The organism is Paraburkholderia sediminicola (assembly GCF_046030555.1).
In the GTDB taxonomy this organism is placed as follows: Bacteria; Pseudomonadota; Gammaproteobacteria; order Burkholderiales; family Burkholderiaceae; genus Paraburkholderia; species Paraburkholderia sediminicola_E.
The window spans coordinates 62000-88611 of sequence record NZ_JAQQCH010000025.1; the positions used below are offsets into that span (position 1 = coordinate 62000).

The following is a 26612-nucleotide window of genomic DNA, read 5'->3' on the forward strand; positions in this document are numbered from 1 at the left end:
CGTTTGGCGTCAGGCAGCGCTCTTCAGCCGTTCGGCAGACAGCCCGAATTGCCGGGCAATCGAGGTCAGACGCTCATGCCATTCCCACGTGCCGAACACATCGTGCACGTTTTGCAGGCAACTGAGCAGCGTGACGGTAGCTGGGTCGTACACATTGAGACGAGCGCGCAGCAGCGCCTTCTTAAGCGCAGATATGCCGGCATCCATATAGGCGGGCACCTCGACGGGCGCTTTGCCGATGTAGCGTACGGGAACGCCTTCCATCGCGGTCATGTAGTCGCGTGGCTTGATGAAGCTGCCAACCGGGCAGCCGCCGCAGTAGCCGCGATAGGCGCCGCCGCCGCGTGGCAGCAAGGCGGCGCGCTTCTGGCCGAGCAGATGGTCCACGGCCTGATCGAAAATCTCCTGATGGGTCAGGAAGTTAAGGGTTTTCATGGTTGGTCTCCCATGCGTTACGTAGCGGCTATTCGTTGTTTGAGCGCATGAATGGCAGTATCAGGCACGCGTCGATTAGCGAAGCCCGGACTAGCGCGACGAAAAGCCTTCAATTCCCGGGTTTGGCTTGTCTGCCTTTTGTGCTGGCCTGCTGATACCGACCGCCACCGCGGCTGCCAGCGCTCATTGCCTCTTTAACGGCCCGGCGCGAGAAAAGCGTAGACGGGCTTTACCGGATACCCGAGGGGCGCTTGCGACTGGAGCGGCGTCTTCAGAGGCGTGGCTCCACGAGATGGCGACCGCTGCCGCCTCAGCTGGCTTTGCGATTGCGGCCTTTTTTGCCGAGCGCGGCGCATCGTGCGCGGCACATGCAGCTCGCCTCATGGTCGTTCACCATGCCGACCGCCTGCATGAACGCATAGCAGATCGTTGAGCCGACGAACTTGCAGCCGTAGCGCTTCAGCCCCTTGCTGAGCGCGTCTGAAATTTCGGTCGATGCAGGTGCCTGTTTATACGATGCCCAATCGTTCTGGATCGGCGTCTGATCGACGAACGACCATATGAAGTTGGCGAGCGAGCCGTGCTCGGCCTGAATTTGCTGCACAGCGCGCGCATTGGTAATGGCCGACTCGATCTTGCCGCGATGGCGCACGATACTTTCGTCCAGCACCAGTGCATCGACATGTTTGGGCGTAAAGCGCGCTACCTTGTCGATGTCGAAGTCGGCGAATGCACGGCGATAGCCGGTTCGTTTGTTGAGAATTGTCGACCATGACAAACCTGCCTGCGCGCCCTCCAGCACAAGCAGTTCGAACAAATGCTGATCGTCACGCGAGGGCACGCCCCATTCGGTGTCGTGGTAGTGTGCGAGCGCTTCGCTCGATACCCAGTTGCATCGCTGTGTCACTTTCGCGCTCCCGCGTTGTCATGTCGCCCGTCAGCATAGCGGAAGCCGGGCGCGCTGCAAGCTGGCCATTCGGCCGATTGCCGGATTGAAACTGACCTGCCACGCTATGCGTTATTCACCCTTTGAACTCACTCGATTCGATGAATAAAGACCTCTTTTTGATCGGCATTGACGGCGGCGGCAGCGGTACGCGCGTCGTACTCGGCGACGCGCAGGGCCGCGAACTCGCGCAGGCGGCGAGCGGGCCGTCGGGTCTGGGCCTCGGTGTGGAACGCGCGTGGCAGGCCATTGGGGCCGGCTGCACCGACGCGTTTGCGCGCGTCGGCGTGTCGCTGGATTGGGCACGCTGCGTACTGGGTTGCGGGTTGGCAGGCGTCAATAATCGCGACTGGCTGGCCGCGTTTCGCGCGCAGGCGCCAGCGGTAGCCGGGCTCGCGGTGGAGAGCGACGTGTACACCACCTTGCTCGGTGCGCACGGCGGCGCGCACGGCGTGGTTGTCGCGCTCGGCACGGGCAGTCAGGCGGCCGCGCTTGAGGGCAATGGCGAATACCGAATCGCCGGTGGCTTCGGTTACCCTTCGGGCGACGAAGCGAGCGGCGCCTGGCTCGGGCTGCGAGGCATCGTGCACGCGCAGCAGGCGCTCGACGGGCGTGTGCCCCACGACGATCTGGCGCAGGCGCTGCTCGCCCATACCGGTGCACATGACCGCGACAGCCTTGTGGTCTGGCTGTGCGAAGCCAATCAGACGGCTTATGCACGGCTCGCACCGATCGTCATTGCGCATCGCACGCATCCGTTCGCGGCGCATTTGCTCGGTGAGGCCGGTATAGACGTGGGCAAGATGATTGCCGCGCTCGACCCTTCGGCGACGTTGCCGGTCGCGCTGTGCGGCGGTCTCGGCGCACCCTTGCGCGAGTACGTGCCGCAGATTTATCAGGACCGTTTGCGTGAGCCGTTGGCGGATTCCGCACACGGCGGCTTGCAGTTGGCGCAGCGCGAAGCCGTTCGCATCACCGGCTGAAAATCGCCTCGCATACCGGGTGCGATCTCACCGAGACGGCGCGCAACGGTAAAATACGATCTTTGACGCTGCCCGGCTGCTCACACTATGTACAAAGTCATTGCCACGGATCTCGACGGCACGCTGCTCAACGCCGACCACCAGGTGGACCCGTTCACGATTGCCACCGTGCGCAAACTGGAAAACGATGGGCTGCACTTCGTGATCGCGACGGGGCGCCACTACTGTGACGTCGCGGGCATTCGCGACTTGCTGGGCATCAACCCGTATCTGATCACGTCGAATGGCGCACGCATTCACGCGCCGGATAACACCGTGATCCACGCCGATGACCTGCCTCCGGCCATCGTGCAGCGGCTGGTGCAGCCGGACGTCGTCGGCGCGCATGGCCGCGTGATTGTCAATCTGTTCGCCGACCAGGCCTGGTTGATCGACCGGGATGCCCCAGACCTGCTGAAATTCCATCAGGACTCGGGCTTCACCTACGAGGTCACCGATCTGCCGAAGCACGACGGTGTTGACATCGCCAAGGCCCTTTACATCGGTGATCCCGCCGATCTCGCGCATATCTCGGCCAACCTGGCGCGCGAATTCGGCGACGCACTGTACGTCACCTATTCGCTGCCGGACTGCCTGGAGGTGATGACCGCGAACGTATCGAAGGGGCGTGCTTTGCAGATCGTGCTCGAGCGCCTCGGCGTCGACGCCTCGCAATGCGTGGCGTTTGGCGACAACATGAACGATATCGACCTGTTGGAAACAGCCGGCCATCCGTTCATGATGAACAATGCCAATCCCGATCTCATCACGCGTCTGCCGAACGTGCCGCGCATCGGCAATAACTTCGAAGCGGGCGTCGCGCATCATCTGCGCAAGCTTTTCTCGCTCGACGATGAACTGATGTCCTGAAAACGGAACGGCCCGCACCCTCTTTCGTGGATGCGAGCCGCTTCTTCAAGACCTTACGCAGCGCGGCGTTTAGCCGTGCCACCCGCCACGGCGATCGCCACGGTCATCGTGACCCCAGTGACGGTCGTTGTGATCCCAGCCGCGGTTATACCCGTGATCGCCGCGATAGTAGTCGCCGCGGTCGTAGCGGTGGTCCCAGCCGCCATTGCCGTAGTACACCGGCTGCGGCGCTGCATAGACAGGCGCCGGCTGGGCATAAACCGGCGCGCCGAGCGACAGGCCGATATTCAGATCCGTATGCGCTTGCGCGACGCCGCATGCGCCCGCCGCGAGTCCAGCAGCAACCAGCAAATGAGTGACGATGCGTTTCATGTTGTTCTCCTGTGAGGCGACGTATGTTTGTCGCACAGGACCAATCTACGCATTCCGGGCGTTCTCTACTGCGACGAGATGTTACGGACTGCAAGCATCGTCGCAGGCTTTGAAAGCTTATAGAAGGAACATTCGATCGCAACACGTGGGGTGCGTTTTCCACTCGGCGCCCCGCCGCATAAGGCTCTTCGGCTTATGAGGACGGGCCGGCGCCCAGTTGCCGGCGCCCGCTGCAAAAATCGGCCGGCCGCGCCCGTAATCACGGCTTACATCTGTATTACCCAATTAATCCGCTGAGCTCGTGGAAGCGCCCGCCGCGGCAGCAGAAGGGGCGTTCGGCAGCGCCGCGCATGGGCAATCCGTCGCGCGGCCGTTCAGTCCCTGGCGGTCAAGCTTGAAACTGGCGTGGGCCGTGCCGTTTTGCCAGTCGAGGCGAACAATATAAATACTGTCGAAGTCGTCGCTTTGCCAGTTGGGAACGTCGGCGGCATTGCCACCATGCGTGCTCATCATCTGACGCAACAACTTCACGATCAGCTTGTGCTCCCACGCGACGACAATCAGTTTGTTGCGATTGACCGGATTGACGAGCGTCGTCCCGAGTTGGTCGATCTGGGCGAAACCGTACGGCGTTTGCACTGGCATCTGGAATTGGATGGCAGTCGGCTCGATGGTCGCAAGCGGGCGAATATAGTAATAGGGGTGACCGCTGTCGTCCTTTTGCTGGCCGGGATCGGGGGCGTAGATCGCATCCGGTTTGCCGAACTTGGCGGCAATCACTGCCGGCAACGCCAGCGCACGGTTGAGCCCCTGGCAATTGAGCTGGCCGTAACCCTTGGCGGGTTTCTCACCGTGGCGCACGAATACGAGCGTTTCAGTATTGCCGTCCGCAGCGTGGGCAGCGGGTAACGCCAATACGCCAGCACACAGACCGCCGATCGAGAGTGCGACGCCATTCAGGAATCCGCGGAAACGGGTCATCGGTAGCACCTGTGCGAGCTTGGGAAGTCGCACGATTCTAGCAGCGGGCCATTGGCGGCTTGCATCGTGCGCACAAAACAAAGCGGGCGCCGTAGCGCCCGCTTTGACTGCCCGGATACGCGCACTCACTGATCAGTCGAGCGCCATTTCCTGCAAATTGCCGCGACGGCTTTCGGCGATGACCGGGTACAGCACGCCGGCGATCACCGCGCCGATAATCGGGGCGACCCAGAACATCCACAGTTGGTCCACCGCTGCGCCACCGACGAACAGTGCCGGGCCTGTCGAGCGCGCCGGGTTGACCGACGTATTGGTGACCGGAATCGAGATCAGGTGAATCAGCGTCAGGCACAGGCCAATGGCGATCGGCGCAAAACCGGCCGGGGCGCGTTTGTCGGTCGCACCGAGGATGACGAACAGGAAGAAGCCTGTCATGACCACTTCGCAAATGAAGGCGGCCGCGAGCGAGTAATGGCCTGGTGAGCGCTCACCATAGCCGTTGCTGGCGAAACCGCTGGCAACGAGGTCGAAACCCGGCTTGCCCGATGCGATCAACGACAGCACCAGCGCACCCAGCACCGCCCCGATCACTTGCGCAACGATGTACGGCAGCAGGTCGCGAGCCGGAAAGCGGCCGGCGACTGTCAGGCCGACGCTCACCGCCGGATTCAGGTGGCAGCCGGAGATGTGGCCGATCGCATACGCCATGGTCAGGACAGTGAGGCCGAATGCGAGCGCGACGCCCACGAAGCCGATGCCCAGACCGTGGACCGGGCCGGCGAAGTTAGCGGCGAGGACGGCGCTGCCGCAGCCCCCGAGCACGAGCCAGAAGGTGCCGAACAGCTCGGCAGCAAGGCGCTTTGACAACTGCATGATTGGTAATCCTAAAATGTTTGACGCTTGGAGTGGCATGAATGCTAAGCGCAAGTGCATGCCATTGAGCGCGCAATTCTAGGGAAAGACGGCCAGATTAGGTGTCAAGAATTGTCAATGTGGAGTCGCCTTTACCTATTATTACCTGATAAAGATCTCGTTTTACAATTCATCGACGCTTAATAATTATCAGAGGATATCTTCCTAAATCGGTATTATTGTCCATTGCGAATTTTTATAATTACAGCTAGTCTGCGAGCGAATGAGTTCTAAAAAAGGGGAGAACCGAAATGTCTCAATATGCAGACCTCAAGGCGCAGATCGCCAAATTGCAGGCACAGGCAGATGAAGCGCGTCGTACTGAAGTCGACAATGTTGTCGCCGACATCCGCCAAAAGATCGCTGAATACGGTCTAACCGCGCAGGACCTCGGCTTTGCGGTCGCGGCCAGGCGCGGACGCCCACCAAAAAAGGCGCCGCTGCCGGCCAAGTACCAGGATCCGAAATCGGGCAATACCTGGAGCGGTCGCGGCAAACCGCCAAAGTGGATTGTCGGCAAGAATCGCGAACGCTTTCTGATTGGCGCGGCTTGAATGCCCTGTTAGTCCAGGCGAAAGCCAACTGAAGGTTGATCGTCGCCTGGCTGTTTATTCGCGCTGCGCTAATCCCGGGATGGAAGCGTATCCACTCCTGTATTAAAAAAGCCGCCTCTGAGAGGCGGCTTTTTCGGAGTAGAAGCGGGTTAACTCCTGCTAACCGCTTGCGCAAACGATTCACCAGGCAAATTTACTCGTGATTGGCGTGTGAATCCGAAAGCGGCGTAAGCGGCAGAGGCACGATTTAAGCGGCTGGACGCATAAAAATATCAGCCGCTTAAGTGCGTCGCTCAGCCCACCGCGACCTGGCGCAACACTGGGCGGCGCGTTGCTTCGATCAGTGCCGAGTAGCCGTCAACGTAATTTTGAGCCATCGTTTTTGAGCTGAAGCGACGTTCGAACTGCGCGCGAATCTCCGTGCGAGACAGTTCGTCCAGACGTTGCAGCGCGGCCACCGCACCTTGAACGTCCTCGACAATGTAGCCGGTCACGCCGTGGTCGATCACTTCCGGCACCGAACCGCGGTTGAACGCGATCACCGGCGTGCCGCACGCCATCGATTCGATCATCACCAGACCGAACGGCTCTGACCAGTCGATCGGGAAAAGTAACGCCTTGGCGCCCGACAGGAACTCGGGCTTCTGCGCCTCGTTGATTTCGCCGACGAACTCCACGTGCGCCATGGAAAGCAGCGGCTCGATTTCCTTCTTGAAGTATTCCTGGTCGACCTTGTCCACCTTGGCGGCGATCTTCAGCGGCAAACCGCTTTGTGCAGCGATCTTGATAGCTGTATCGACGCGCTTCTCAGGACAGATACGGCCGAGGAACGCCAGGTATTCCGGCTTCTTGTGCGTCTGCGGCGTGAGCAATTGCTCCGGTAGGCCGTGGTAAATCGTGTTCAGCCAGTTGGCCTGCGGCAACGGCGCGCGCTGCGAATCCGAAATCGACACTACCGGCACATTCGAGAATGCGTCAAACACCGGTTGCAGTTCCGGCAAGTCCAGACGGCCATGAAGCGTCGTCACGAACGGCGTGTCCATGGTGGTGAAGAGCGGGAACGGCATGTAGTCGAGGTGAAAGTGCAGCACGTCGAACTCATGCGCCACCTTGCGCACCTTTTCCATCATCAGGACGTGCGGAGCCAGCGCATCGCGGATCGTCGGGTCGAGCCGCAGCGCACGAGGCCAGCAGGCGTCGAGGTTCGCGGAAGTGACCGAGTCGCCGCTCGCAAACAGCGTGACGTCATGGCCGAGGTCGACCAGCGCTTCGGTCAGATACGACACGACGCGTTCGGTACCACCGTAGAGTTTGGGCGGGACAGCTTCGTACAGCGGCGCAATTTGTGCGATTCGCATGCGTTTCTCCTGTTCAAAACGGCTTCGCACAGCGGCGCTCGAGTAGAGCGAGGAGCGAATGCCTGACGGACGGTTGGGCGCGGTAAGCCGCCGCCCGGGGGTGCTCCGAACCTGTATCGGGTAATCCCTTAGCTTCATTATCGGGATTGGCCGCACTAATTCGAGTTATTTTTCAAACGCTTAATGTTGTTACAGCGCGAAACATGATGCGTAACAGGTCGGCAGGAGAGTTGTCCGAATCGCCGGCAAGCCCGATTGGTGGACATCCAAACGCAGAGGAGAGTGAGCAAAGGACGCTCCCGGGACTGCAGCGCAGCCCCTACACCCCGTGCGCTGCGCAGAAGTGAAAACGTCTTATAATTCTTTTCACCGATGCAAGGTGCGGACCGAGAGCCACTCAGGACTCACCATTTGGTTCACATTTCTGCGGAATAATTATCCGAAGCGCATCGCGAATCCCAAGCTGCACACCGCTTCGCCTGCTCCAGCCTTCTCTCTGACCCACGCCGTGTAGGACAAATTCCTACACGAATGACGGATTAATCCGTCAGGCGGGCAGGGTGTCTGTCCGATTTTCGTCCGCTCCCCCTTTAGACACAATGCTTGCAAGACCAGAAACGAGCCGATTCGTGCGGTTTAAGTGCGCGCGTTCGAGCAAACGTTTCCGTAACGGCCTGACCAGCCAGATATACCCCGGGGGAATCATGAGCGCGACAAGCGAAATGCTCAATGAGATCAGAGAAGTCAACCTGTCTTATCTCCTGCTCGCGCAGCGCCTGCTGCGCGAAGACAAGCCGATGGGCATGTTTCGCATGGGGATTTCGGACCAGTTAGCCGACGTGCTCGCCAATCTGTCTTTGGCGCAGACCGTGAAGCTGGCGGCGTCCAACCAGGTGTTGTGCCGTTTCCGTTTCGATGACCATGCCGTGCTGTCCGCCCTTGCGGACAAAGGCAAATCCAGCGCCGTGGCTCAGGCGCATTCCGCGATCCTGATGGCAAGCCAGCCAGTCGAGCAGCTCGGCTGATGGCAGCTTGCAGTTCAAATAAAGCGATCAGGACGGGGGAAATGCAAGCGGATGGCATATAAAAGTGTTGTGCGGGAAGTCAGGGAAATTACCCTGGCCATCGAACTGATCGAACTCGGCGCGCGTTTGCAATTGCTGGAAGCGGAAACCAGCCTGTCGCGCGACCGGCTTATCAAGCTCTACAAGGAATTGAAAGGGGTGTCGCCACCCAAGGGTATGTTGCCGTTTTCGACCGACTGGTTCATGACCTGGCAGCCGAACTTTCACTCATCGCTGTTCTATAACATTTACCGTTTCATGGCCGACCACGGCGGCTGTCTGACGATCCAGTCGATTGTGAAGAGCTACCGGCTCTATCTGGAACATGTCCAGTTGCACGACGACGAGCCCGTGCTCAGTCTCACGCGCGCCTGGACACTGGTGCGCTTCTTCGACTCCGGAATGCTGCAAATGACCGCCTGCTGCCGCTGCGGCGGACATTTTGTCGCGCACGCGCACGATCCGCAGCACGCCTTCGTCTGCGGGCTGTGCCAGCCGCCTTCGCGCGCCGGTAAGACAAAGAAATTTGCCGACGCCCGGGCCCGCGAAAGCCTCGCTGCGCTCGAGATCTGAGCCGCGGGGCGGCGCCGGCCTGCCACCCGCAACCCGGCGCACACGCGCACACCCCCGTTCGGCGGCGCTTCCGGCCCGACCGGCCGGTGCCGGGCCTTGTTGGGCCTCATCGGCCCGGTTTAGCCCGCCTCTGGTTTACACCGGAGTGACGCGCCGCTTTTCCGCCAAAGTTTTCTGCTCCGTTGCCGTAAACCAGATTAACGACGGTCACCGTCGCTTCTTCGTGAGGGCTCGGCAGTGCTGATTTTCGTGGGAACACTCGTGACGCTTTTGTCCGTTTTCGGCGGTTACGCGCTGGAAGGCGGCCATCTTGGCGCGCTGCTGCAACCCGTCGAAGTGCTGATGATTGTCGGCGCCGGCGTCGGCGCGTTCATTCTCGGTAACGGGATGAAGACGATCAAGGCGACGCTGCGCGTCATTCCAACCCTGTTCAAGGGCGCGAAGTACAACAAGGACGTCTACATGGAGCTGATGGCGCTCCTTTACGTCCTGCTGGCCAAGGCGCGCAAGGAAGGCACGCTGACGCTGGAGGCCGACATTGACGATCCGTCGAAGAGTCCGATCTTCACGCAGTACCCGAAGATCCTCGCCGACCATCACATCATCGAGTTCCTGACCGACTACCTGCGTCTGATGGTCGGCGGCAACATGAACGCGTTCGAGATCGAAAGCCTGATGGACGAGGAGATCGAGACGCATCACCAGGAAGGCGAGGCGCCCGCGCACGCCCTGAACAAAGTCGGCGACGCCATGCCGGCGTTCGGGATCGTGGCCGCGGTGATGGGCGTGGTGCACACCATGGCCTCCGCCGACAAGCCGCCCGCGGTGCTCGGCGAGATGATCGCCCAGGCGCTGGTCGGCACCTTCCTCGGGATTCTGCTTTCGTACGGGCTGATCGGACCGCTCGCGAGCGTCGCCGAACAGCGCGTGACCGAGTCGACCAAGATGTTCCAGTGCATCAAGGTGACGATTCTCGCCAGCCTGAATGGCTATGCGCCGGCAATTGCCGTCGAATTCGGCCGCAAGGTGCTCTTCTCGACTGAACGCCCGTCGTTCGCCGAGCTGGAAGAGCACGTGCGCCGCGTGAAAGCCAAGTAACGGGCGCCGGGAACCGATTCGATGAGCAAGGACAAAGACCGCGCCATTGTCGTCAAGCGCTCTGCTCCGGCCAAAAAAGGCCATCACGGCGGCGCGTGGAAGCTCGCGTATGCGGACTTCATGACCGCGATGATGGCGTTCTTCCTGCTGATGTGGCTGCTGAGTTCGGCTTCCACGGTGCAGTTGAAGGGCATCGCCGATTACTTCAACCAGCCGTTGAAGATCACGTTGTGGGGCGGCGATCGCAGCGCCGAGGACTCGAGCATTCTGAAGGGCGGCGGCCGCGATATTTCGACCGACGCACAGGGCGTGACGCGCTCCACTGACGGCACCAACAATCGCGCCGAGCGCACGGTCTCTCATAGCAACGACGACTCGGACAAGCAATCACAGGGCGAACTGGAGCGTCGCGAGCAGGTCCGCTTGCATGATCTGCAAGTCAAGCTGATGGCCGCGATCGAAGCGAATCCGGTGCTGCGTCAGTTCAAGCAGCAGATCCGCATCGACTCGACGCTGACCGGCTTGCGTATCGAAATTGTCGACTCGCAAAAGCGGCCAATGTTCGCGACCGCAAGAGATGTGGTTGAACCGTACATGCGCGACATCCTGCGCGAAATCGGTCACACGCTGAACGACGTGCCGAACCGCATCATCGTGCAAGGGCACACCGACGCCGCGCAGTATGCAGGCGGCGAGAAGGGTTACAGCAACTGGGAACTGTCCGCGGACCGCGCCAACGCGTCGCGCCGTGAGTTGATCGCCGGCGGTATGGACGAAGCGAAGGTCATGCGCGTGCTCGGCCTCGCGTCGACGCAGAACCTGAACAAGGCGGACCCGATGGACCCGGAAAACCGCCGCATCAGCATCATCGTGTTGAACAGGAAGTCGGAGGAGGCGCTTGATCATGACGACTCCACCACGACCACCTTGTCGGACGACGCAGCGGGCTCCAAGCCGCTGCTGCAAAGACTTGCGCAACCGGTGACGGTTGCACCAAAGGTGCCGGCAGTAGCGTCGGCAGCCCAGTAACAGACAGCGATCGGCTGACCGGTCCATGCGCCGAGGTGGCGTGGACGGCCAGCCGGTTCATAGCGTAAGTGCAGCGAGGTTTTCATGATCAGGAACATCCTGGCAATCGACGATTCGGCATCGATGCGGCAAATCCTCGCCGCGACGCTGACGACGGCCGGCTACGAAGTGACGCTCGCGGCGGACGGCAATGAAGGGCTCGAAAACGCGCTCGCCATGTCGTTCGACCTCGTGTTGACGGACCAGCACATGCCAGGCAAGACCGGCCTCGATCTGATCACGGCGCTGCGCTGCAACCCGGCTTACCAGACGACGCCCATCCTCGTCCTCACGACGGAATCGAGCGAACCGTTCAAGGCGGCGGCGCGGGCCGCGGGAGCGACCGGCTGGATCGAAAAGCCGCTCGACCCCGACATGCTGACCGAACTGGTGGCGGCGTTAGCGGAACCGGACCAGGCATGAGCGCCCTATAAGCGCGACCTTTACACAAGTTATAGAAGCTTTCGACGCGGCGGCACAGCAGCCCAAGCCTAGACAGGAACTCTCGCGGTGACCCAGGCATGACACTCGACATCACTCAGTTCTATCAGACGTTCTTCGATGAAGCGGACGAACTGCTCGCGCAGATGGAGCAGTTGCTGCTCAATCTGGATATTGCGAACCCGGACCCCGAAGACCTCGCGGCGATTTTCCGCGCGGCGCATTCGATCAAGGGCGGCGCGGCGACGTTCGGTTTTACCGCGCTGACGGAAACGACCCACATTCTCGAATCGCTGCTCGATCGCGCGCGCAATAATGAACTCGTGCTGCGCAAGGACATGATCGACACGTTCCTCGAAACCAAGGACGTGTTGTCGGGCCAGCTCGCCGACTACCGCGCGAGCGCCGAGCCGGATGCGGCCACCGCGAAGGCGATCTGCGCGAAGCTCGAACAGTTGCACCACGAAAGCCGCTTCGGCACCGAGCCGGCCGCAGCACCGGTGGCGGCCGCAGCACCAGTACAAGCACAACAATTAGCGGTACAAGGCAGCACCCCGCCCGAGCATGTCGTCGAACAGGCGGTGCAGGCGGCGGGTGAATGGATTGACGGCGAACCGGCACAGACCGGGCAAGCCGGAGGCGCCGGTGAAGAAGCCGGCCCTCATCTGCAAATTACGCTACGGGGCGTAGGTGAGAAGGACCAGGAACTGCTGGCCGAAGAGCTCGGCAACCTGGGCAACATTGTCGGGCGGGTCAAAAGCGGCGGCGATTTGACGCTGTGGCTCCAGACCGATGTGACCTCCGACGACATCATCGCCGTGTGTTGTTTCGTGATCGACGAAAGTCAGATCACGATCGGCCGCGGCACCGCACCGGCGGACGAGACGCAGCAAGGCGAACCTGGAACGCCAGACGCTGCCGATTCGATCCCGGTGCAGGCAGTACAAACGGTAGAAGCAGTACAGGCGGAGCAGGCAGCATCGTCGGCACGAGTGGCCCACACCGCTGCACCCGCTCAAGCTGCCGTTACGCACGGACTGCTCGACGCCTCGGCGTCGTCAGCGAATACCCCGGTGCCCGCCGCGGCTGCACCCGCAGCGGCGAGCAGCGCACCGGCAGCCAGCGTGGCAACAGGCGCGACGGCGAGCAACGCACCGGCCGATCAGGACCGCAAGGCGCGTCCGGCTGCAGCAGCAGGCGGTGCGGAAGGCAGCTCGATTCGCGTTGGCGTCGAGAAGGTCGATCAGCTGATCAACCTGGTCGGCGAACTGGTGATTACGCAGGCGATGTTGGCCGAGACCACCAGCACGTTCGATCCGGCATTGCACGACCGGCTGTTCAACGGCATGGCGCAGCTCGAGCGCAACGCGCGCGATCTGCAGGAAGCCGTGATGTCGATTCGCATGATGCCGATGGATTACGTGTTCAGCCGCTTCCCGCGTCTGGTGCGCGATCTGGCCGCGAAACTCGGTAAGGAAGTGGAACTCGTCACCTTCGGTCAGGCGACCGAACTCGACAAGAGCCTCATCGAACGGATCATCGATCCGTTGACCCACCTCGTGCGCAACAGTCTCGACCACGGCATCGAAACCGTGGCGGCGCGGCGCGCGGCGGGCAAAGATGCAACTGGCCAGCTGGTACTGTCGGCCGCCCATCACGGCGGCAACATCGTCATCGAAGTAAGCGACGACGGTGCCGGTTTGCGCCGCGACAAGATTCTCGCGAAGGCAGCGAAGCAGGGCATGCAGGTCAGCGAAACGATGTCCGACGAAGAAGTCTGGAACCTGATTTTCCTGCCGGGCTTCTCGACGGCTGAGCAGGTCACGGACGTCTCGGGCCGCGGCGTCGGCATGGACGTGGTGAAGCGGAACATCCAGTCGATGGGTGGTCACGTGGAAATCACCTCGCATGCGGGCAAGGGCAGCACCACGCGAATCGTCCTGCCGCTCACCCTGGCGATTCTCGACGGCATGTCGGTCAAGGTCGGCAATGAGATCTTCATTCTGCCGCTGAACTTCGTGATGGAGTCGCTGCAGCCGCGCGCTGAAGACATTTACACGGTGGCCAACGGCGAACGCGTGGTGCGCGTGCGCGGTGAATATCTGCCGCTCGTCGCGCTGCACGAAGTGTTCAACGTCGAAGGCGCCAAGCAGGAACCGACGCAGGGCATCGTCACCATCATGCAAACCGAAGGGCGCCGCTTTGCGATGCTGATCGACGAGCTGGTGGGGCAGCAGCAGGTGGTCGTGAAGAATCTGGAAACGAATTACCGCAAGGTGCACGGCATTTCCGCCGCAACCATTCTCGGCGACGGCAGTGTCGCGCTGATCGTGGACGTGGCGGCGCTGAATCGCGAAACGCGCCATGCACATGGCGCGATGAGTCTCGCATGACGTCCGTCATGGCGTCCGTGAGGCGCGCAGTTTTCGCAACACTCACTCAATTTATTTCATCCCAACCGTTTGGGGGCTAACGTGGCAGAAGTCCAATCCATCAATTCGAGCGTTTCGAACGCAAGCGGTACGAATGGCCGCCGCGACGCGCAGCAGGCAGACGCCGGCGGTCAGGAATTCCTCGTCTTCACGCTTGGCGCCGAAGAGTACGGCATCGATATTCTCAAGGTGCAGGAAATCCGCGGCTACGACAACGTGACGCGGATCGCCAATGCGCCTGAGTTCATCAAAGGCGTGATTAATCTGCGCGGCATCATCGTGCCGATCGTGGACATGCGCATCAAGTTCCATCTGGGCCGCGTCGAGTACGACCACCAGACCGTCGTGATCATCCTGAACGTCGCGCATCGCGTGGTCGGCATGGTGGTGGATGGCGTGTCGGACGTGCTGACGCTCGCGGCCGACCAGATCATGCCAGCGCCGGAATTCGGCGCGACGCTGACGACCGAGTACCTCACGGGTCTGGGCACCGTCGACGGCCGCATGCTGATCCTGATGGACATCGAGAAGCTGATGACCAGCCGCGAAATGGCGCTGATCGAAACGCTTAGCGCCTAAGCGTCAACGCGTATCGATACATGTCGATGCGTGTCAATACGCGCAGTACGAAAGATAGATCGAACAGGGAGCACGAGATGCTGAGCAGGTGGTCGATTCGCACATCGTTGACGATGGTGGGGATCATTCTGGTGGCGCTGACCGTTGTGGTCGGAGCGCTTGGTCTAACCGCGTTGAACGGAGCGAGCCAGTCGCTCGACCGTATTGCGCGCGGCGACCTGGTGGCCATTCACGCGCTTGACGATGCTTCGTCGTACCTGTTGCGTTCGCGTCTCGCAGTGGACCGCTTCAACACGCTGTCGGCCGCGGGCAATGCGGACGAAGCGAAGAAAGCGATCGATCGCGCGCAGGAACTGCTGACCAAGGGCAATCAGAGCTGGCAGATTTATCTCGATGCGCCGAAGAATGGTATCGATCAGGTGCTTCTCGACGACGTGGTCGCCAAGCGTACGACGGTGATGCATGAAGGCGTCGATCCGGAGTTCGCAGCACTGAACGCGAACGACATGGCCGCGTATCACGCGATTGCCGATACGAAGATCAGCCCGATGTTCATCGCCTACGACGGTGCTGCATCGGCGGTCATCAAGGCATTGCAGCAAGGCGCGGTGGATCAGCAGGCGAGCGCGCAATCGAACATCTCGCTGATGACCACGTTGATCATCGGTGTTACCGCGATCGCGCTGCTGCTGGTGGTGGGCATTCGCTTCGCGCTGCGTGGCCTGATCGTGCAGCCGCTGAACGATGCGACGGCATGCTTCGAACGGATCGCCTCGGGTGATCTGTCCGAAACAATCGATGTATTCAGCCGCAACGAAATCGGCCGCCTCTTCGCCGGGATCAAGCGGATGCAGGACAGCATGTCGACGATGGTGAAGGCGGTTCACAGCAGCACCGAATCGATCGACACTGGCGCGCGCGAAATCGCCATGGGCAACACCGATCTGTCGCAACGCACCGAACAGCAGGCCGCGTCGCTTCAGGAAACCGCGTCGAGCATGGAGCAGCTGACCGGCACCGTGCGCCAGAACGCCGAGAACGCGCGTCAGGCGAGCCAGTTGGCCGTCAATGCGTCCGATATCGCGACGCGCGGCGGCGACGTGGTGAGCCAGGTTGTCACGACGATGCAGGGTATCGCGACCAGTTCGAACAAGGTCGTCGACATCATCGGCGTGATCGAAGGCATTGCATTCCAGACCAACATTCTCGCGCTGAACGCGGCGGTCGAAGCCGCGCGGGCTGGCGAACAGGGTCGTGGTTTCGCGGTGGTCGCAGGCGAAGTGCGAAGCCTCGCGCAGCGCAGCGCGAGCGCCGCGAAGGAAATCAAGGAACTGATCGGCGACTCGGTCGACAAGGTGCAAAGCGGCTCGGCGCTGGTCGGCCGCGCGGGCACCACGATGGAAGAGATCGTGCAGGCGGTGCGCCGCGTGACCGACATCATGGGCGAAATCAGCGCGGCTTCCGAAGAGCAGTCGAGCGGCATCGAACAGGTGAATCGCGCGGTCGTGCAGATGGACGAAGTGACGCAGCAGAACGCCGCGCTGGTCGAACAGGCAGCGGCTGCGGCAGCGTCGCTCGAAGAGCAGACGCGTCAGTTACAAACGGTGGTGAACGGCTGGAAGGTGGCCGGCGGGCAGGCGCATAGCACTGCGGCTGCTGTCCTTCCGCACACTGCGGCACGCCCGAACGGCGGCAAGCGTGGTAGCCAGCACGTGCAGCCCGCCAAGGCGGCGCCGCAAACGCCCGCGCACACGGCAGCGCACCCCGTGGCAAACACCGCGACACGTGCAGCACCGGCTTCGGCCACTCATGGTGCCGACACCACGCGTGTCGAACCGGCTCTCAAACCGAAAACGGCCCGTGCCGCTTCCGAATTCGCAGCACGTCCGGCCGCTGCAGGCGCGGCGACGGCAGGATCGGATGCGGATTGGGAAACGTTCTAGAAAGCGGCACAAGGACATGCGGTCATTCGACATCTCGCTCCCTGAGGGGCGAATCATCGAAGCACGCTTACAAGGCGTGTCGCGGGCCGACCGCGTGTTAGCAGAACTCGCGGGCAGGCGCGACCCCGCGAACACAATCCCTTTCGCCAGAAGCATTCTTTTGGACGAAAAGTTGGATGGCTCGTATTGCAGGCAGGGACTCTCATGATGGCAACGCGCGCACAGCAAGGCTCGCAACCGGCACGTCCGCAACCGGCAGGTCCGCAACCGGCAGGTCCGCAACCGGCACGTCCGGAGCGGGCGGAGCCGGCCAGATCCGGCGAGCAAGCACGGGATTTCGAATTCACGTCGGCGGATTTCGCTCGTATTCGCGATCTGATTCATCGCGGCGCAGGTATTTCGCTGTCGGATCACAAGCGCGACATGGCGTATAGCCGTCTGGCGCGCCGGCTGCGCACCCGTGGCCTCGAGACCTTCAAGCAATACCTCGATCTGCTCGAAGCGGAAAACGATCCGGCCGAGTGGGAAGCGTTCACCAATGCGCTGACCACCAACCTGACCGCGTTTTTCCGTGAAGCCCATCACTTCCCGATTCTTGCCGACTTCGTGCCGCGCCGCGCGCAGCCGGTGTCGGTGTGGTGCTCGGCGGCTTCGACGGGTGAGGAGCCGTATTCGATCGCAATGACGCTGATCGAAGCGCTTGGCGACAGCGGCGCGCGTCAGGCCACCGTGCTCGCCACCGACATCGACACGCAAGTGCTGGCGAAAGCCGAAGCCGGCATGTATCAGTTCGACCAGGTGAAACATCTGTCGCCCGAGCGGCTCAAGCGCTTCTTCCTGAAGGGCACCGGCGCGCACGCCGGCATGGTCAAGGTGCGCCCGGAAGTGCGCGCGATGGTGCGCTTCGAACAACTGAATCTGACCGACCGCGATTATCAGTTGCGCTCGCAGTTCGACGCGATCTTCTGCCGCAACGTGATGATCTATTTCGACAAGCCGACGCAGGCGCAGGTACTCGCGCGTTTCGAACCGCTGATGAAATCGGGTGGCTTGCTGTTTGCCGGGCACTCGGAAAACTTCACGTATGTGACGCAGGCGTTCAAGCTGCGCAGCCAGACCGTCTACGAACTGACGCGTGACGCGGGCGCCGCACGCACGCCGGCGCGTGCCACGAGTCATGCCGGCAGCGCAGCGACTAGCGGGGTGACAGTATGAGTAGCGCCTTGCCGATTGCTACCAATCTGTATTTCGACAATCACTTCAAACGCCCTGGCGTGAAGCTGTTGCCGAACGAGTTTTACACGACCGACGAAGACATGGTGCTGGTCACCGTGCTCGGTTCGTGCGTCGCAGCCTGCATCCAGGATCGCACGGCGGGCATCGGCGGCATGAACCATTTCATGCTGCCGGACGACGGCGCCGACGCCGGTCAGCCCGCATCGGATTCAATGCGCTACGGCGCGTACGCGATGGAAGTGCTGATCAACGAGCTGATCAAAGCCGGCGGCCGGCGCGAGCGCTTCGAAGCCAAGGTGTTCGGCGGCGGCGCGGTGCTGGCCGGCATGACGACGATGAACATCGGCGACCGCAATTCCGAATTCGTGCGCCGGTATCTGGCGCTCGAAAAAATCCGCATCGTCGCGGAAGATTTGCAGGGCTCGCATCCGCGTAAGGTCGCGTTCATGCCGCGCACCGGTCAGGTGATGGTGAAGAAATTGCGCCTGCAACAGGAAGCGGGCGTGGCCGAGCGCGAGCAGGCACTCATGCGGCAGAGCGCCGAAGCGCGCGCCGAGCGGCTTGCGGCGGCGCGCAAGCGGGTCGAGTTGTTTTCGACGCCGGCAGCAGCCCGGCCGAAGATCGAACTGTTCGGCTCGAATGCAGGCGGCGCGGCAGGCACAGCGAAGCCGCGCATCGAACTGTTCGGCGCCAGCCCGCGTCCGATTAAATCAAACAACGCCAGAACTACAGAGGAGGCGTGAGCGCTGTGCAAAAGATCAAAGTACTGTGCGTCGACGATTCGGCGCTGATCCGCAGCCTGATGACGGAAATCATCAACGGCCAGCCGGACATGACTGTCGTGGCGACCGCGCCCGACCCGCTGGTCGCGCGCGAACTCATCAAGCAGCACAACCCGGACGTCCTGACGCTCGACGTCGAAATGCCGCGCATGGACGGCCTCGACTTCCTCGAAAAACTGATGCGTCTGCGGCCGATGCCGGTCGTGATGGTGTCGTCGCTGACCGAGCGCGGCAATGAAATCACGCTGCGGGCGCTGGAGCTGGGCGCAGTCGACTTCGTCACCAAGCCGAAGGTCGGTATTCGCGACGGCATGCTCGACTACTCGGAAAAGCTCGCCGACAAGATTCGCGCGGCCGCTCGCGCACGCGTGCGCCAGGCCGCGCCGGTACATCACGCGGCTACGCACGCCGCGCATGCGCCGGCCGCCGCCGCGCCACTCTTCAACAATCCGCTGCTCAGTACCGAGAAGCTGATCATCGTCGGCGCGTCGACGGGGGGCACCGAAGCGATCCGCGAAGTGCTGGTGCCGCTGCCGCCGGATGCGCCCGCCGTCCTGATCGCACAGCATATGCCGCCGGGTTTCACAAAATCTTTTGCGCAACGCCTTAATGGTTTGTGCCGGATTACCGTTAAAGAGGCAGAGCACGGCGAACGCGTGCTGCCGGGACATGCCTATATCGCGCCCGGTCACGCTCATCTGTTGCTGGCCCGCAGCGGCGCGAACTATATCGCGCATCTGTCGGACGAGCCGCCGGTGAACCGGCACCGTCCGTCGGTGGATGTGCTGTTCCGTTCGGCCGCGCAGCACGCGGGCAAGAACGCGGTCGGCGTGATCCTGACCGGGATGGGGCGCGACGGCGCTGCCGGGCTGCTGGACATGAAAAAAGCGGGGGCATACACCCTCGCGCAGGACGAAGCGAGCTGCATCGTGTTCGGCATGCCGCGCGAAGCGATTGCGCTCGGCGCGGCGGATGAAATTGCCTCGCTGCAGGAAATGAGCCGTCGCGTGATGGCGCGTCTGTCGTCGATGGGTGACCGCGTGCAGCGGGTATGATGCGCGCGCCTGACGGCAAGCGCCAGGCATGGGACCGGAGTAAGCGCCGAAGCGCCAACTCCGGTCGACACGGATCGGATTGAACTGGCGGTCATGCGCCGCATCATGGATCAAGCAAAGGGAATGAAATGGATAAGGGAATGAAGATTCTGATAGTTGACGACTTTCCGACGATGCGCCGGATCGTTCGCAACCTGCTCAAAGAACTCGGCTACTCCAACGTCGACGAGGCGGAAGACGGTCAGGCCGGCCTCTCGCGTTTGCGCGGCGGTACGTATGACTTCGTGATCTCCGACTGGAACATGCCGAACCTCGACGGTCTGGCCATGCTCAAGGAAATCCGCGCCGACGCCCACCTGACGCATCTGCCGGTGCTAATGGTGACGGCCGAGTCGAAGAAGGAAAACATCATCGCGGCGGCTCAGGCCGGCGCGAGCGGTTATGTCGTCAAGCCGTTCACGGCCGCGACGCTCGACGAGAAGCTCAACAAGATTCTCGAGAAGATGGCTAAAGCCGGGAGCTGATGTGAATCTGCCGACCAACGCGCAAAGCGCTGATGCGGTGAACGAGACCGGCGACATCGCGTCCGACCGTATCCTCGCCCGCATCGGACAACTCACCCGCACGCTGCGCGACTCCATGCGTGAGCTGGGTCTCGACAAGCATGTCGAGCGTGCGGCGGAAGCCGTACCCGATGCTCGTGACCGTCTGAAGTACATCGCGACCATGACCGAGCAGGCAGCCGAGCGCGTGCTGTCCTCGATCGACGTCGCCAAGCCGATCCAGACGCAATTGCAGCAGGACGCGGGCGAACTCGACGCACGCTGGGAGCAGTGGTACGCGGCGCCCATTGAGCGCGAAGAAGTGCGCGCGTTGATGAACGACACGCGGACCTTTTTGCGCGGCGTGCCCGAGGCGACGAGCGCGACCAACACGCAGCTGATGGAGATCATGCTGGCGCAGGACTTCCAGGATCTGACCGGCCAGGTCATCAAGAAGATTACGGATGTCGTGTACCTGATCGAGCAGCAGCTGCTCGGCGTGCTGGTCGAAAACATCGCGCTCGAGCGGCGCGAGCAGTTCGCGGCGAATGCGGCGGCGCTCGCGGCCGAGCCGTCATCCACCGGCAGCCCGGAACATCTGCTGAACGGTCCGCAGATCAATCCGGAAGGCAAGGCGGATGTGATGCAGGATCAGTCGCAGGTCGACGATCTGCTGGCAAGCCTCGGCTTCTGACCTGCCGGGCGCCTGCAAGGGCGCGAAGCCGAATGGGTAGTTGCGGCAAGCCGCGTTCCTGCGTGCGCTTGCTGTCTGCCGACACAAACCACAGGCATACTACGGGCTCAAGCAGCGGCACGGTGTGCCGGTGAGAAACATTCACCGGTCGGTGGCACGGTAAGGTATCCCCTCCTGAATGCCACCGCAGCGGTGTCGTATGATCTGCATACATGCTGCCGGTTCGCACGAGGTGCGAACCAGGCAGCAGTAGCTCGGGAGGAGCCTTGTCATGTGGAGTCGTGTACGCCGCGCCGGTTTCGTTATGGCGCTAGCCTTACCCTGTTCGCTGTCCGCCGTGCAGCCCGCTTATGCGGGACTGGGCGGCGCCCCGATGACGCCCCCAGCGGATGCATCGGTTTCTTCCCGCACGGTGCAGTCCGGCACCAGCTCGGCAACGGCCGCTCAAAGCGTGATGCATTCTGCATCGAGCGCTGCGTCTTCCACCTCGGCTTCCGCGTCCTATACCGTGCGTGAAACCACGCTCGGCAACGGCACGGTGGTGCATGAATACCTCGCCGCGGATGGCTCGGTCTTCGGCATCGCCTGGCGTGGTCCGCAAATGCCGGATCTCAACGATCTGCTTGGCAGCTATTTCCCGCAGTACGTCGCCGGCGTAAAAGCCGCGCGCGCGGCGCGCGGAGGCGGCCATGGCCCCGTTGCGGTCGACCAGAGCAGCCTCGTGGTCCGCTCCGGTGGCCATATGGGCGCGTTCAACGGTCAGGCCTGGTTGCCGCCGGCGTTGCCCGCCGGCGTCAGCGGTTCCGACATCCAGTAAGGGCGAGGACGAACGATGCGAACCATGCAAAGTGCTGTGAAGCTCAGGGGCTGGATGCAGGCCGTCGTGGCCGTGGCGCTGGTGTCGGTGGTGGCCGCCTGCGGCGGTGGCGGCAGCAGCTCCAGTTCCAGTAACAATTCGTCGACCACGCTGAACGGCGGCTCGCTGCCGGCCAGCCCGACCCAGCAACCGATCGCCGCGACCGCGGCGAACACCGTGCCGATCACGGTCGCGCAGGGTGTGAGCGGCGTCATCAATATTCCAACGGTTAGCGTAACGGTATGCCCGCCGGGTTCGACGTCCAACTGTCAGACCATCAACAACGTCCAGGTCGATACCGGTTCGTTCGGGCTGCGTGTGGTCAGCTCGGTGCTGAATGCATCGTTGTTGCAAGCGTTGCCGGTCAGCACGGTGACGGGCAGCGGCGCGCAACTCGCCGAGTGCGCGACCTTTGCGGATGGCTACACATGGGGCACGGTGCGTACCGCGACCGTGCAGATCGGCAGCGAGACGACAACCGCGGGCATCCCGATACAGATCATCGGCGACATGGCCTCGAGCACCGTACCGTCGAAGGGCTGTAGCGGCTCTGCGGAAAATACCGTCAGCGATCTCGGCGCCAACGGCATTCTCGGCATTGGCACGGCGCTCACCGATTGCGGCGTAACCTGCGCGAATGCGACAACCGCCGCCACCTACAGTAATTATTTCGCGTGTCCGGGCGGCACCTCCTGCGCCCGTACCGCGGTGCCGACCAATCAGCAGGTCGCCAATCCGGTCGCTAACTTCGCGTCCGACAATAACGGCGTCATCGTGCAGATGCCGCCTGTGCCGAGTACCGGTGCGCCATCGGCCGCCGGCACGCTGGTGTTCGGTATCGGCACGCAGTCGAACAATACACTGGCGGCCACGCAGACCTTCACTACCGATGGCTATGGCGACCTGAACAACAGCGTCTATAACGGCACGACGGTGCAGGCGTTCTTCGATTCGGGTTCGAACGGCTACTTCTTCGCCGATAGCTCGCTCGCGCTGTGCAGCAGTAACTACGCCGGGTTCTATTGCCCGTCGACCGCGCAAACCCGGTCGATTACCCTGACCGGCGCGAGCAGTACGACAGCCAGCGTCAGCATCGGCATCCTGAGCGCGGCCACGCTGTTCAGCACTAGCAGCAACTACGCGTTCAACGATCTGGCCGGGCAGATCGGCGGCAGCAGCAGCTTCGATCTCGGTTTGCCGTTCTTTTATGGCCGTCACATGTATTACGGTTTCGATCTGACGGCGAGCGGCGGTCAAGCGCCTTACGTCGGCTTCTAAGGCGGTCCGTCGCGCGGGCGGGAATCCCCGCCCGAAACCCACCGGCAAGCCGCGCCACGCGGCTTGCCGGCTGCTCCATCCCTCGAAATACCCCCCTTTCTCCGCCCTTATCCGCCGATCGTCGCTTGCGTCGACCGGGAATAATCGCTCTCACTGGAAAGAGGCGTCGTGCCTCAGCCGACTGGAGAGCGTTTGTGGCAGAGGATAGCGACCTCGAAAAAACCGAATCAGCCACTCCCCGGCGCCTGCAAAAGGCGCGTGAGGAAGGGCAGATCGTGCGTTCTCGGGAGCTGTCGACGTTTGCGTTGCTGGCAGCGGGGTTCTTCGGCGTATGGGGCATGTCCAGCAGCATCGGCGAGCATTTGCAGGGCATGCTGCGCTCCGCCTTCACCTTCGACCATGCCACGGCGTTCGAAACCCGCCGCATGATGATCGGGGCGGGCGCCGCGAGCCGCGAAGGCCTGTATGCGCTACTGCCGGTTCTGGCCTTCACCGGCGCGGCCGCGCTGCTCGCGCCAATGGCGCTGGGCGGCTGGCAGTTGTCGTCGAAAGGACTCGAGCCCAAGTTCAACCGGCTCAATCCGATCGAAGGACTCGGCAAGATCTTCTCGATCAATGGACCGGTCCAGCTCGGCATGTCGCTCGCGAAGACGCTCGTGGTCGGCATCATCGGCGGCACGGCAATCTGGAATCGCCGCGAAGAGATTCTCGCGCTGGCGACCCAGCCGATCCAGCTCGCGCTCGCCAACACCGTGCATCTGATCGCGGTGTGCTGCGGCATGACGGTGGCGGGCATGTTCGTCGTGGCCGCGCTCGATGTGCCGTATCAACTCTGGCAGTTCCACAAGAAACTGCGTATGACGAAGGAAGAAGTGAAGCGTGAACATCGCGAAAGCGAAGGTGATCCGCACGTCAAAGGCCGGATTCGCCAGCAACAGCGCGCCATTGCGCGCCGTCGCATGATGACCCACGTGCCGAAGGCCGATGTGGTGGTGACCAACCCGACGCACTTCGCGGTCGCGCTGCAGTACACCGACGGCGAGATGCGCGCGCCGAAGGTGGTCGCGAAGGGCGTGAACCTGGTGGCCGCGCGGATCCGCGAGATCGCCGCCGAAAACAACGTGCCGCTGCTGGAAGCACCGCCGCTCGCGCGTGCGCTGTATCACAACGTCGAACTGAACCGCGAGATTCCGGGGCCGCTCTATGGCGCGGTCGCCGAAGTGCTCGCATGGGTGTACCAGTTGCGGCGTTTCAACACCGAAGGCGGCGTTGCGCCGGTCACACCGACCGACTTCGACGTGCCGGAGGACCTCGACAAAGGCGGCATATCGGACGATGAGGCCGAGCAGGAAGCCGCCGACACGCTTAACCCCGCTAACGACGACGCTTCAGGAGCCTCCGCATGAACGCTCGCGCCGGATTCCTGTCCCGACGGCCAGATGCCTTGAGCGGCACCAATTTGCGCGCCCTCGCCGGGCCGGTGCTGATCTGCATGATCCTCGGCATGATGATTCTGCCGTTGCCGCCGTTTCTGCTGGATCTGCTGTTCACCTTCAACATCGCGCTTTCCGTGATGGTGCTGCTCGTCAGCATGTACACGATGAAGCCGCTCGACTTCGCCGCTTTCCCAAGCGTGCTGCTGTTCTCGACCTTGCTGCGCCTGTCGCTCAACGTGGCGTCCACGCGCGTTGTGCTGCTCGAAGGCCATACCGGTCCGGACGCGGCGGGCCAGGTGATCGAGTCGTTCGGCCACTTCCTTGTGGGCGGCAACTTCGCGGTCGGTATCGTCGTCTTTATCATCTTGATGGTCATCAACTTCATGGTGATCACCAAGGGCGCGGGGCGGATCGCGGAAGTGTCCGCGCGCTTCACGCTCGACGCGATGCCCGGCAAGCAGATGGCGATCGACGCCGACCTGAACGCCGGTCTTATCAACGAAGAGCAGGCCCGCAAGCGCCGCCTGGAGGTCTCCCAGGAAGCCGAGTTCTACGGTTCGATGGACGGCGCAAGCAAGTTCGTGCGCGGCGATGCGATCGCCGGTTTGCTGATCATGGTGATCAACATCATCGGCGGCCTGATCGTCGGGATGGTTCAGCACAACATGGACTTCGCGTCCGCGGGCAAGAACTACACGCTGTTGACTATCGGTGACGGCCTCGTCGCGCAGATCCCGTCGCTCGTGATTTCGACGGCGGCCGGTGTGATCGTCTCGCGTGTCGCGACCAACGAAGACATCGGCACCCAACTGACCGGCCAGCTCTTCACGAATCCGCGCGTGCTGGTGATCACGGGCTGCATTCTGGTATTGATGGGCCTGATTCCGGGCATGCCGCACTTCGCGTTTCTGATTCTCGGCGGTGGCCTGATTCAGCTCGGCCGCACGATGAAAAAGCGCAGCGAGGCACGCAAGAACAGCGCGACGCTCGTCGATGTCGCACCGGCCGCGATGGCCCCGGTGGAAAACACCGAAGCCAGCTGGGACGACGTGACGATGATCGACACGCTCGGTCTCGAAGTGGGCTACCGGCTGATTCCGCTCGTCGACAAGAACTCGGACGGTGAACTGCTCAAGCGGATCAAGAGCATCCGCAAGAAGTTCGCGCAGGAAATCGGCTTCCTGCCGCCGGTAATCCATATCCGCGACAACCTCGAATTGCGGCCGAATGGCTATCGAATTGCGCTCAAGGGCGTCGAAGTGGGCGTCGGCGAAGCGTATCCAGGGCAGTGGCTGGCGATCAACCCGGGGCAGGTATCCGCCGCGCTGCCGGGCACGCCGACGCAAGACCCTGCGTTCGGTTTGCCGGCAATCTGGATCGATACGAATCTGCGCGAACAGGCGCAGGTGTATGGCTATACGGTCGTCGACTCGAGCACGGTGGTGGCCACCCACCTGAATCACCTGGTGGTCACGCATGCGTCCGAACTGCTCGGCCGCCGCGAAGTGCAGGCGCTGCTGGAACGGATGCAGAAGGACACGCCGTCGCTGGTCGACGATCTGGTGCCGAAGTCGCTGCCGCTCACCACGCTGCAAAAGGTGCTGCAAAACCTGCTGGAAGAAGGCGTGCCGATCCGCGACATGCGCACGATTCTCGAAGCCCTGTCCGAACATACGCCGAAGGTCACCGACGCACACGATCTCACCGCCGCCGTGCGCCTCGCACTGGGCCGCGCGATTACGCAGCAGTGGTTCCCGGGCGTGGGCGACATGCAGGTGATGGGCCTCGATTCGAATCTGGAGCGGGTGTTGTCGCAGGCGCTGTCTACGGGTTCCAATCCGGGCCTCGAACCGGGTCTCGCGCATACGCTGCTGAACGAAACACAGAAGGCGATGACGCGTCAGCAGAATCTTGGGCTGTCACCGGTGCTGCTGGTGCAGCACGCGCTGCGACCGATGCTCGCGCGCTTTCTGCGCCGCAGCCTGCCGCAGTTGAAGGTGCTGTCTTATGCGGAAGTGCCGGATACGCGCAATATCAAGGTGGTGAATCTGATCGGGGCGCACGGTTAAACCCCGCACGGTTACA

26 protein-coding genes are annotated in these 26612 nt (G+C 62.2%); 20 read left to right on the forward strand and 6 right to left on the reverse strand.

Annotation, left to right across the window (positions count from 1 at the left end; all coding sequences use genetic code 11):
- Positions 1 to 9: 9 nt before the first annotated feature.
- Together PQQ52_RS28270 and PQQ52_RS28275 are read right to left on the reverse strand one after the other, a co-directional pair.
- Positions 10 to 435 carry a hypothetical protein gene (locus PQQ52_RS28270; RefSeq protein WP_408218799.1) on the reverse strand — a complete coding sequence of 142 codons (426 nt, stop codon included), beginning with the start codon at positions 433 to 435 and terminating at the stop codon, positions 10 to 12.
- A gap of 310 nt (positions 436 to 745) precedes the next feature.
- Complete coding sequence (locus PQQ52_RS28275) at positions 746 to 1342, reverse strand: DNA-3-methyladenine glycosylase I (protein WP_408218802.1); 597 nt, start codon at positions 1340 to 1342, stop codon at positions 746 to 748.
- Positions 1343 to 1482: 140 nt separating this feature from the next.
- Here PQQ52_RS28275 and PQQ52_RS28280 point away from each other — a divergent pair, with 140 nt between their 5' ends.
- Positions 1483 to 2364: a glucosamine kinase nucleotide-binding domain-containing protein gene (locus PQQ52_RS28280; protein WP_408218804.1), complete on the forward strand. Its 882-nt coding sequence runs from the start codon at positions 1483 to 1485 to the stop codon at positions 2362 to 2364.
- A gap of 87 nt (positions 2365 to 2451) precedes the next feature.
- Complete coding sequence (locus PQQ52_RS28285) at positions 2452 to 3273, forward strand: Cof-type HAD-IIB family hydrolase (protein ID WP_408218805.1); 822 nt, start codon at positions 2452 to 2454, stop codon at positions 3271 to 3273.
- Positions 3274 to 3342: 69 nt separating this feature from the next.
- Here the strand turns inward: PQQ52_RS28285 and PQQ52_RS28290 are convergent, their stop codons facing one another.
- The 3 genes from PQQ52_RS28290 to aqpZ form a co-directional block, all read right to left on the reverse strand.
- Positions 3343 to 3645 (reverse strand): PXPV repeat protein, encoded by a 303-nt coding sequence (locus PQQ52_RS28290; RefSeq protein ID WP_408218808.1) that lies wholly within the window; start codon positions 3643 to 3645, stop codon positions 3343 to 3345.
- Positions 3646 to 3930: 285 nt separating this feature from the next.
- Entirely contained in the window at positions 3931 to 4626 is a 696-nt protein-coding gene (locus PQQ52_RS28295; RefSeq protein WP_408218811.1) for a histidine phosphatase family protein, read from the reverse strand.
- 132 nt (positions 4627 to 4758) lie between these two features.
- On the reverse strand, positions 4759 to 5499 hold the full coding sequence (gene aqpZ, locus PQQ52_RS28300; protein ID WP_408218814.1) for an aquaporin Z: 741 nt from the start codon (positions 5497 to 5499) through the stop codon (positions 4759 to 4761).
- 290 nt (positions 5500 to 5789) lie between these two features.
- Between aqpZ and PQQ52_RS28305 the strand changes: the two genes are divergently transcribed.
- On the forward strand, positions 5790 to 6092 hold the full coding sequence (locus PQQ52_RS28305; protein WP_172165159.1) for an H-NS histone family protein: 303 nt from the start codon (positions 5790 to 5792) through the stop codon (positions 6090 to 6092).
- Positions 6093 to 6385: 293 nt separating this feature from the next.
- Here the strand turns inward: PQQ52_RS28305 and PQQ52_RS28310 are convergent, their stop codons facing one another.
- On the reverse strand, positions 6386 to 7450 hold the full coding sequence (locus tag PQQ52_RS28310) for a glycosyltransferase family 4 protein (RefSeq protein ID WP_325043149.1): 1065 nt from the start codon (positions 7448 to 7450) through the stop codon (positions 6386 to 6388).
- A 704-nt stretch (positions 7451 to 8154) separates the two neighbouring features.
- Between PQQ52_RS28310 and flhD the strand changes: the two genes are divergently transcribed.
- The 17 genes from flhD (at position 8155) to flhA (ending at position 26596) form a co-directional block, all read left to right on the forward strand.
- Positions 8155 to 8475, forward strand: a complete 321-nt coding sequence (gene flhD / locus PQQ52_RS28315) for a flagellar transcriptional regulator FlhD (RefSeq protein WP_006050893.1) — start codon at positions 8155 to 8157, stop codon at positions 8473 to 8475.
- Between the two features lie 51 nt (positions 8476 to 8526).
- Positions 8527 to 9087: a flagellar transcriptional regulator FlhC gene (flhC, locus tag PQQ52_RS28320; protein WP_408218817.1), complete on the forward strand. Its 561-nt coding sequence runs from the start codon at positions 8527 to 8529 to the stop codon at positions 9085 to 9087.
- Positions 9088 to 9324: 237 nt separating this feature from the next.
- Complete coding sequence (gene motA, locus PQQ52_RS28325; protein ID WP_006050895.1) at positions 9325 to 10185, forward strand: flagellar motor stator protein MotA; 861 nt, start codon at positions 9325 to 9327, stop codon at positions 10183 to 10185.
- 21 nt (positions 10186 to 10206) lie between these two features.
- Positions 10207 to 11214 carry a flagellar motor protein MotB gene (motB, locus tag PQQ52_RS28330; protein ID WP_408218820.1) on the forward strand — a complete coding sequence of 336 codons (1008 nt, stop codon included), beginning with the start codon at positions 10207 to 10209 and terminating at the stop codon, positions 11212 to 11214.
- Between the two features lie 84 nt (positions 11215 to 11298).
- Positions 11299 to 11676, forward strand: a complete 378-nt coding sequence (locus tag PQQ52_RS28335) for a response regulator (RefSeq protein WP_408218822.1) — start codon at positions 11299 to 11301, stop codon at positions 11674 to 11676.
- A 98-nt stretch (positions 11677 to 11774) separates the two neighbouring features.
- A complete protein-coding gene (cheA, locus tag PQQ52_RS28340; RefSeq protein WP_408218824.1) occupies positions 11775 to 14087 on the forward strand; it encodes a chemotaxis protein CheA in 2313 nt (770 codons plus the stop codon).
- An 81-nt stretch (positions 14088 to 14168) separates the two neighbouring features.
- On the forward strand, positions 14169 to 14705 hold the full coding sequence (gene cheW / locus PQQ52_RS28345; RefSeq protein WP_408218826.1) for a chemotaxis protein CheW: 537 nt from the start codon (positions 14169 to 14171) through the stop codon (positions 14703 to 14705).
- Positions 14706 to 14782: 77 nt separating this feature from the next.
- Complete coding sequence (locus PQQ52_RS28350; RefSeq protein WP_408218829.1) at positions 14783 to 16648, forward strand: methyl-accepting chemotaxis protein; 1866 nt, start codon at positions 14783 to 14785, stop codon at positions 16646 to 16648.
- Positions 16649 to 16852: 204 nt separating this feature from the next.
- On the forward strand, positions 16853 to 17863 hold the full coding sequence (locus PQQ52_RS28355) for a CheR family methyltransferase (RefSeq protein WP_408218832.1): 1011 nt from the start codon (positions 16853 to 16855) through the stop codon (positions 17861 to 17863).
- Positions 17860 to 18627: a chemoreceptor glutamine deamidase CheD gene (cheD, locus tag PQQ52_RS28360; protein WP_408218835.1), complete on the forward strand. Its 768-nt coding sequence runs from the start codon at positions 17860 to 17862 to the stop codon at positions 18625 to 18627. Before PQQ52_RS28355 ends, cheD begins: the two co-directional genes overlap by 4 nt.
- Before the next feature lie 5 nt (positions 18628 to 18632).
- Positions 18633 to 19721, forward strand: coding sequence for a protein-glutamate methylesterase/protein-glutamine glutaminase (locus PQQ52_RS28365; RefSeq protein WP_408218837.1), 1089 nt, complete (start codon positions 18633 to 18635; stop codon positions 19719 to 19721).
- A 128-nt stretch (positions 19722 to 19849) separates the two neighbouring features.
- Positions 19850 to 20245 carry a chemotaxis response regulator CheY gene (cheY, locus tag PQQ52_RS28370; RefSeq protein WP_408218839.1) on the forward strand — a complete coding sequence of 132 codons (396 nt, stop codon included), beginning with the start codon at positions 19850 to 19852 and terminating at the stop codon, positions 20243 to 20245.
- Between the two features lies 1 nt (position 20246).
- Entirely contained in the window at positions 20247 to 20957 is a 711-nt protein-coding gene (gene cheZ / locus PQQ52_RS28375) for a protein phosphatase CheZ (RefSeq protein WP_408218842.1), read from the forward strand.
- A 271-nt stretch (positions 20958 to 21228) separates the two neighbouring features.
- Positions 21229 to 21774, forward strand: coding sequence for a DUF2844 domain-containing protein (locus PQQ52_RS28380; protein WP_408218845.1), 546 nt, complete (start codon positions 21229 to 21231; stop codon positions 21772 to 21774).
- Between the two features lie 15 nt (positions 21775 to 21789).
- The gene (locus tag PQQ52_RS28385) at positions 21790 to 23091 is read left to right on the forward strand and encodes a DUF3443 domain-containing protein (protein WP_408218848.1); all 1302 of its coding nucleotides are present in this window, start codon (positions 21790 to 21792) and stop codon (positions 23089 to 23091) included.
- 194 nt (positions 23092 to 23285) lie between these two features.
- Entirely contained in the window at positions 23286 to 24497 is a 1212-nt protein-coding gene (gene flhB / locus PQQ52_RS28390; RefSeq protein WP_408218853.1) for a flagellar biosynthesis protein FlhB, read from the forward strand.
- Positions 24494 to 26596 (forward strand): flagellar biosynthesis protein FlhA, encoded by a 2103-nt coding sequence (gene flhA / locus PQQ52_RS28395; RefSeq protein ID WP_408218856.1) that lies wholly within the window; start codon positions 24494 to 24496, stop codon positions 26594 to 26596. Before flhB ends, flhA begins: the two co-directional genes overlap by 4 nt.
- The last annotated feature ends 16 nt before the right edge of the window (positions 26597 to 26612 follow it).

Excerpts from the sequence above, each read along its gene's own strand:
- PQQ52_RS28270 (WP_408218799.1), bottom strand. The coding sequence starts at position 435 with ATGAAAACCCTTAACTTCCTGACCCATCAGGAGATTTTCGATCAGGCC.
- PQQ52_RS28280 (WP_408218804.1), top strand. The coding sequence starts at position 1,483 with ATGAATAAAGACCTCTTTTTGATCGGCATTGACGGCGGCGGCAGCGGT.
- PQQ52_RS28285 (WP_408218805.1), top strand. The coding sequence starts at position 2,452 with ATGTACAAAGTCATTGCCACGGATCTCGACGGCACGCTGCTCAACGCC.
- PQQ52_RS28290 (WP_408218808.1), bottom strand. The coding sequence starts at position 3,645 with ATGAAACGCATCGTCACTCATTTGCTGGTTGCTGCTGGACTCGCGGCG.
- PQQ52_RS28295 (WP_408218811.1), bottom strand. The coding sequence starts at position 4,626 with ATGACCCGTTTCCGCGGATTCCTGAATGGCGTCGCACTCTCGATCGGC.
- aqpZ (WP_408218814.1), bottom strand. The coding sequence starts at position 5,499 with ATGCAGTTGTCAAAGCGCCTTGCTGCCGAGCTGTTCGGCACCTTCTGG.
- PQQ52_RS28305 (WP_172165159.1), top strand. The coding sequence starts at position 5,790 with ATGTCTCAATATGCAGACCTCAAGGCGCAGATCGCCAAATTGCAGGCA.
- PQQ52_RS28310 (WP_325043149.1), bottom strand. The coding sequence starts at position 7,450 with ATGCGAATCGCACAAATTGCGCCGCTGTACGAAGCTGTCCCGCCCAAA.
- flhD (WP_006050893.1), top strand. The coding sequence starts at position 8,155 with ATGAGCGCGACAAGCGAAATGCTCAATGAGATCAGAGAAGTCAACCTG.
- flhC (WP_408218817.1), top strand. The coding sequence starts at position 8,527 with ATGGCATATAAAAGTGTTGTGCGGGAAGTCAGGGAAATTACCCTGGCC.
- motB (WP_408218820.1), top strand. The coding sequence starts at position 10,207 with ATGAGCAAGGACAAAGACCGCGCCATTGTCGTCAAGCGCTCTGCTCCG.
- PQQ52_RS28335 (WP_408218822.1), top strand. The coding sequence starts at position 11,299 with ATGATCAGGAACATCCTGGCAATCGACGATTCGGCATCGATGCGGCAA.
- cheA (WP_408218824.1), top strand. The coding sequence starts at position 11,775 with ATGACACTCGACATCACTCAGTTCTATCAGACGTTCTTCGATGAAGCG.
- PQQ52_RS28350 (WP_408218829.1), top strand. The coding sequence starts at position 14,783 with ATGCTGAGCAGGTGGTCGATTCGCACATCGTTGACGATGGTGGGGATC.
- PQQ52_RS28355 (WP_408218832.1), top strand. The coding sequence starts at position 16,853 with ATGATGGCAACGCGCGCACAGCAAGGCTCGCAACCGGCACGTCCGCAA.
- cheD (WP_408218835.1), top strand. The coding sequence starts at position 17,860 with ATGAGTAGCGCCTTGCCGATTGCTACCAATCTGTATTTCGACAATCAC.
- cheY (WP_408218839.1), top strand. The coding sequence starts at position 19,850 with ATGGATAAGGGAATGAAGATTCTGATAGTTGACGACTTTCCGACGATG.
- PQQ52_RS28380 (WP_408218845.1), top strand. The coding sequence starts at position 21,229 with ATGTGGAGTCGTGTACGCCGCGCCGGTTTCGTTATGGCGCTAGCCTTA.
- PQQ52_RS28385 (WP_408218848.1), top strand. The coding sequence starts at position 21,790 with ATGCGAACCATGCAAAGTGCTGTGAAGCTCAGGGGCTGGATGCAGGCC.
- flhA (WP_408218856.1), top strand. The coding sequence starts at position 24,494 with ATGAACGCTCGCGCCGGATTCCTGTCCCGACGGCCAGATGCCTTGAGC.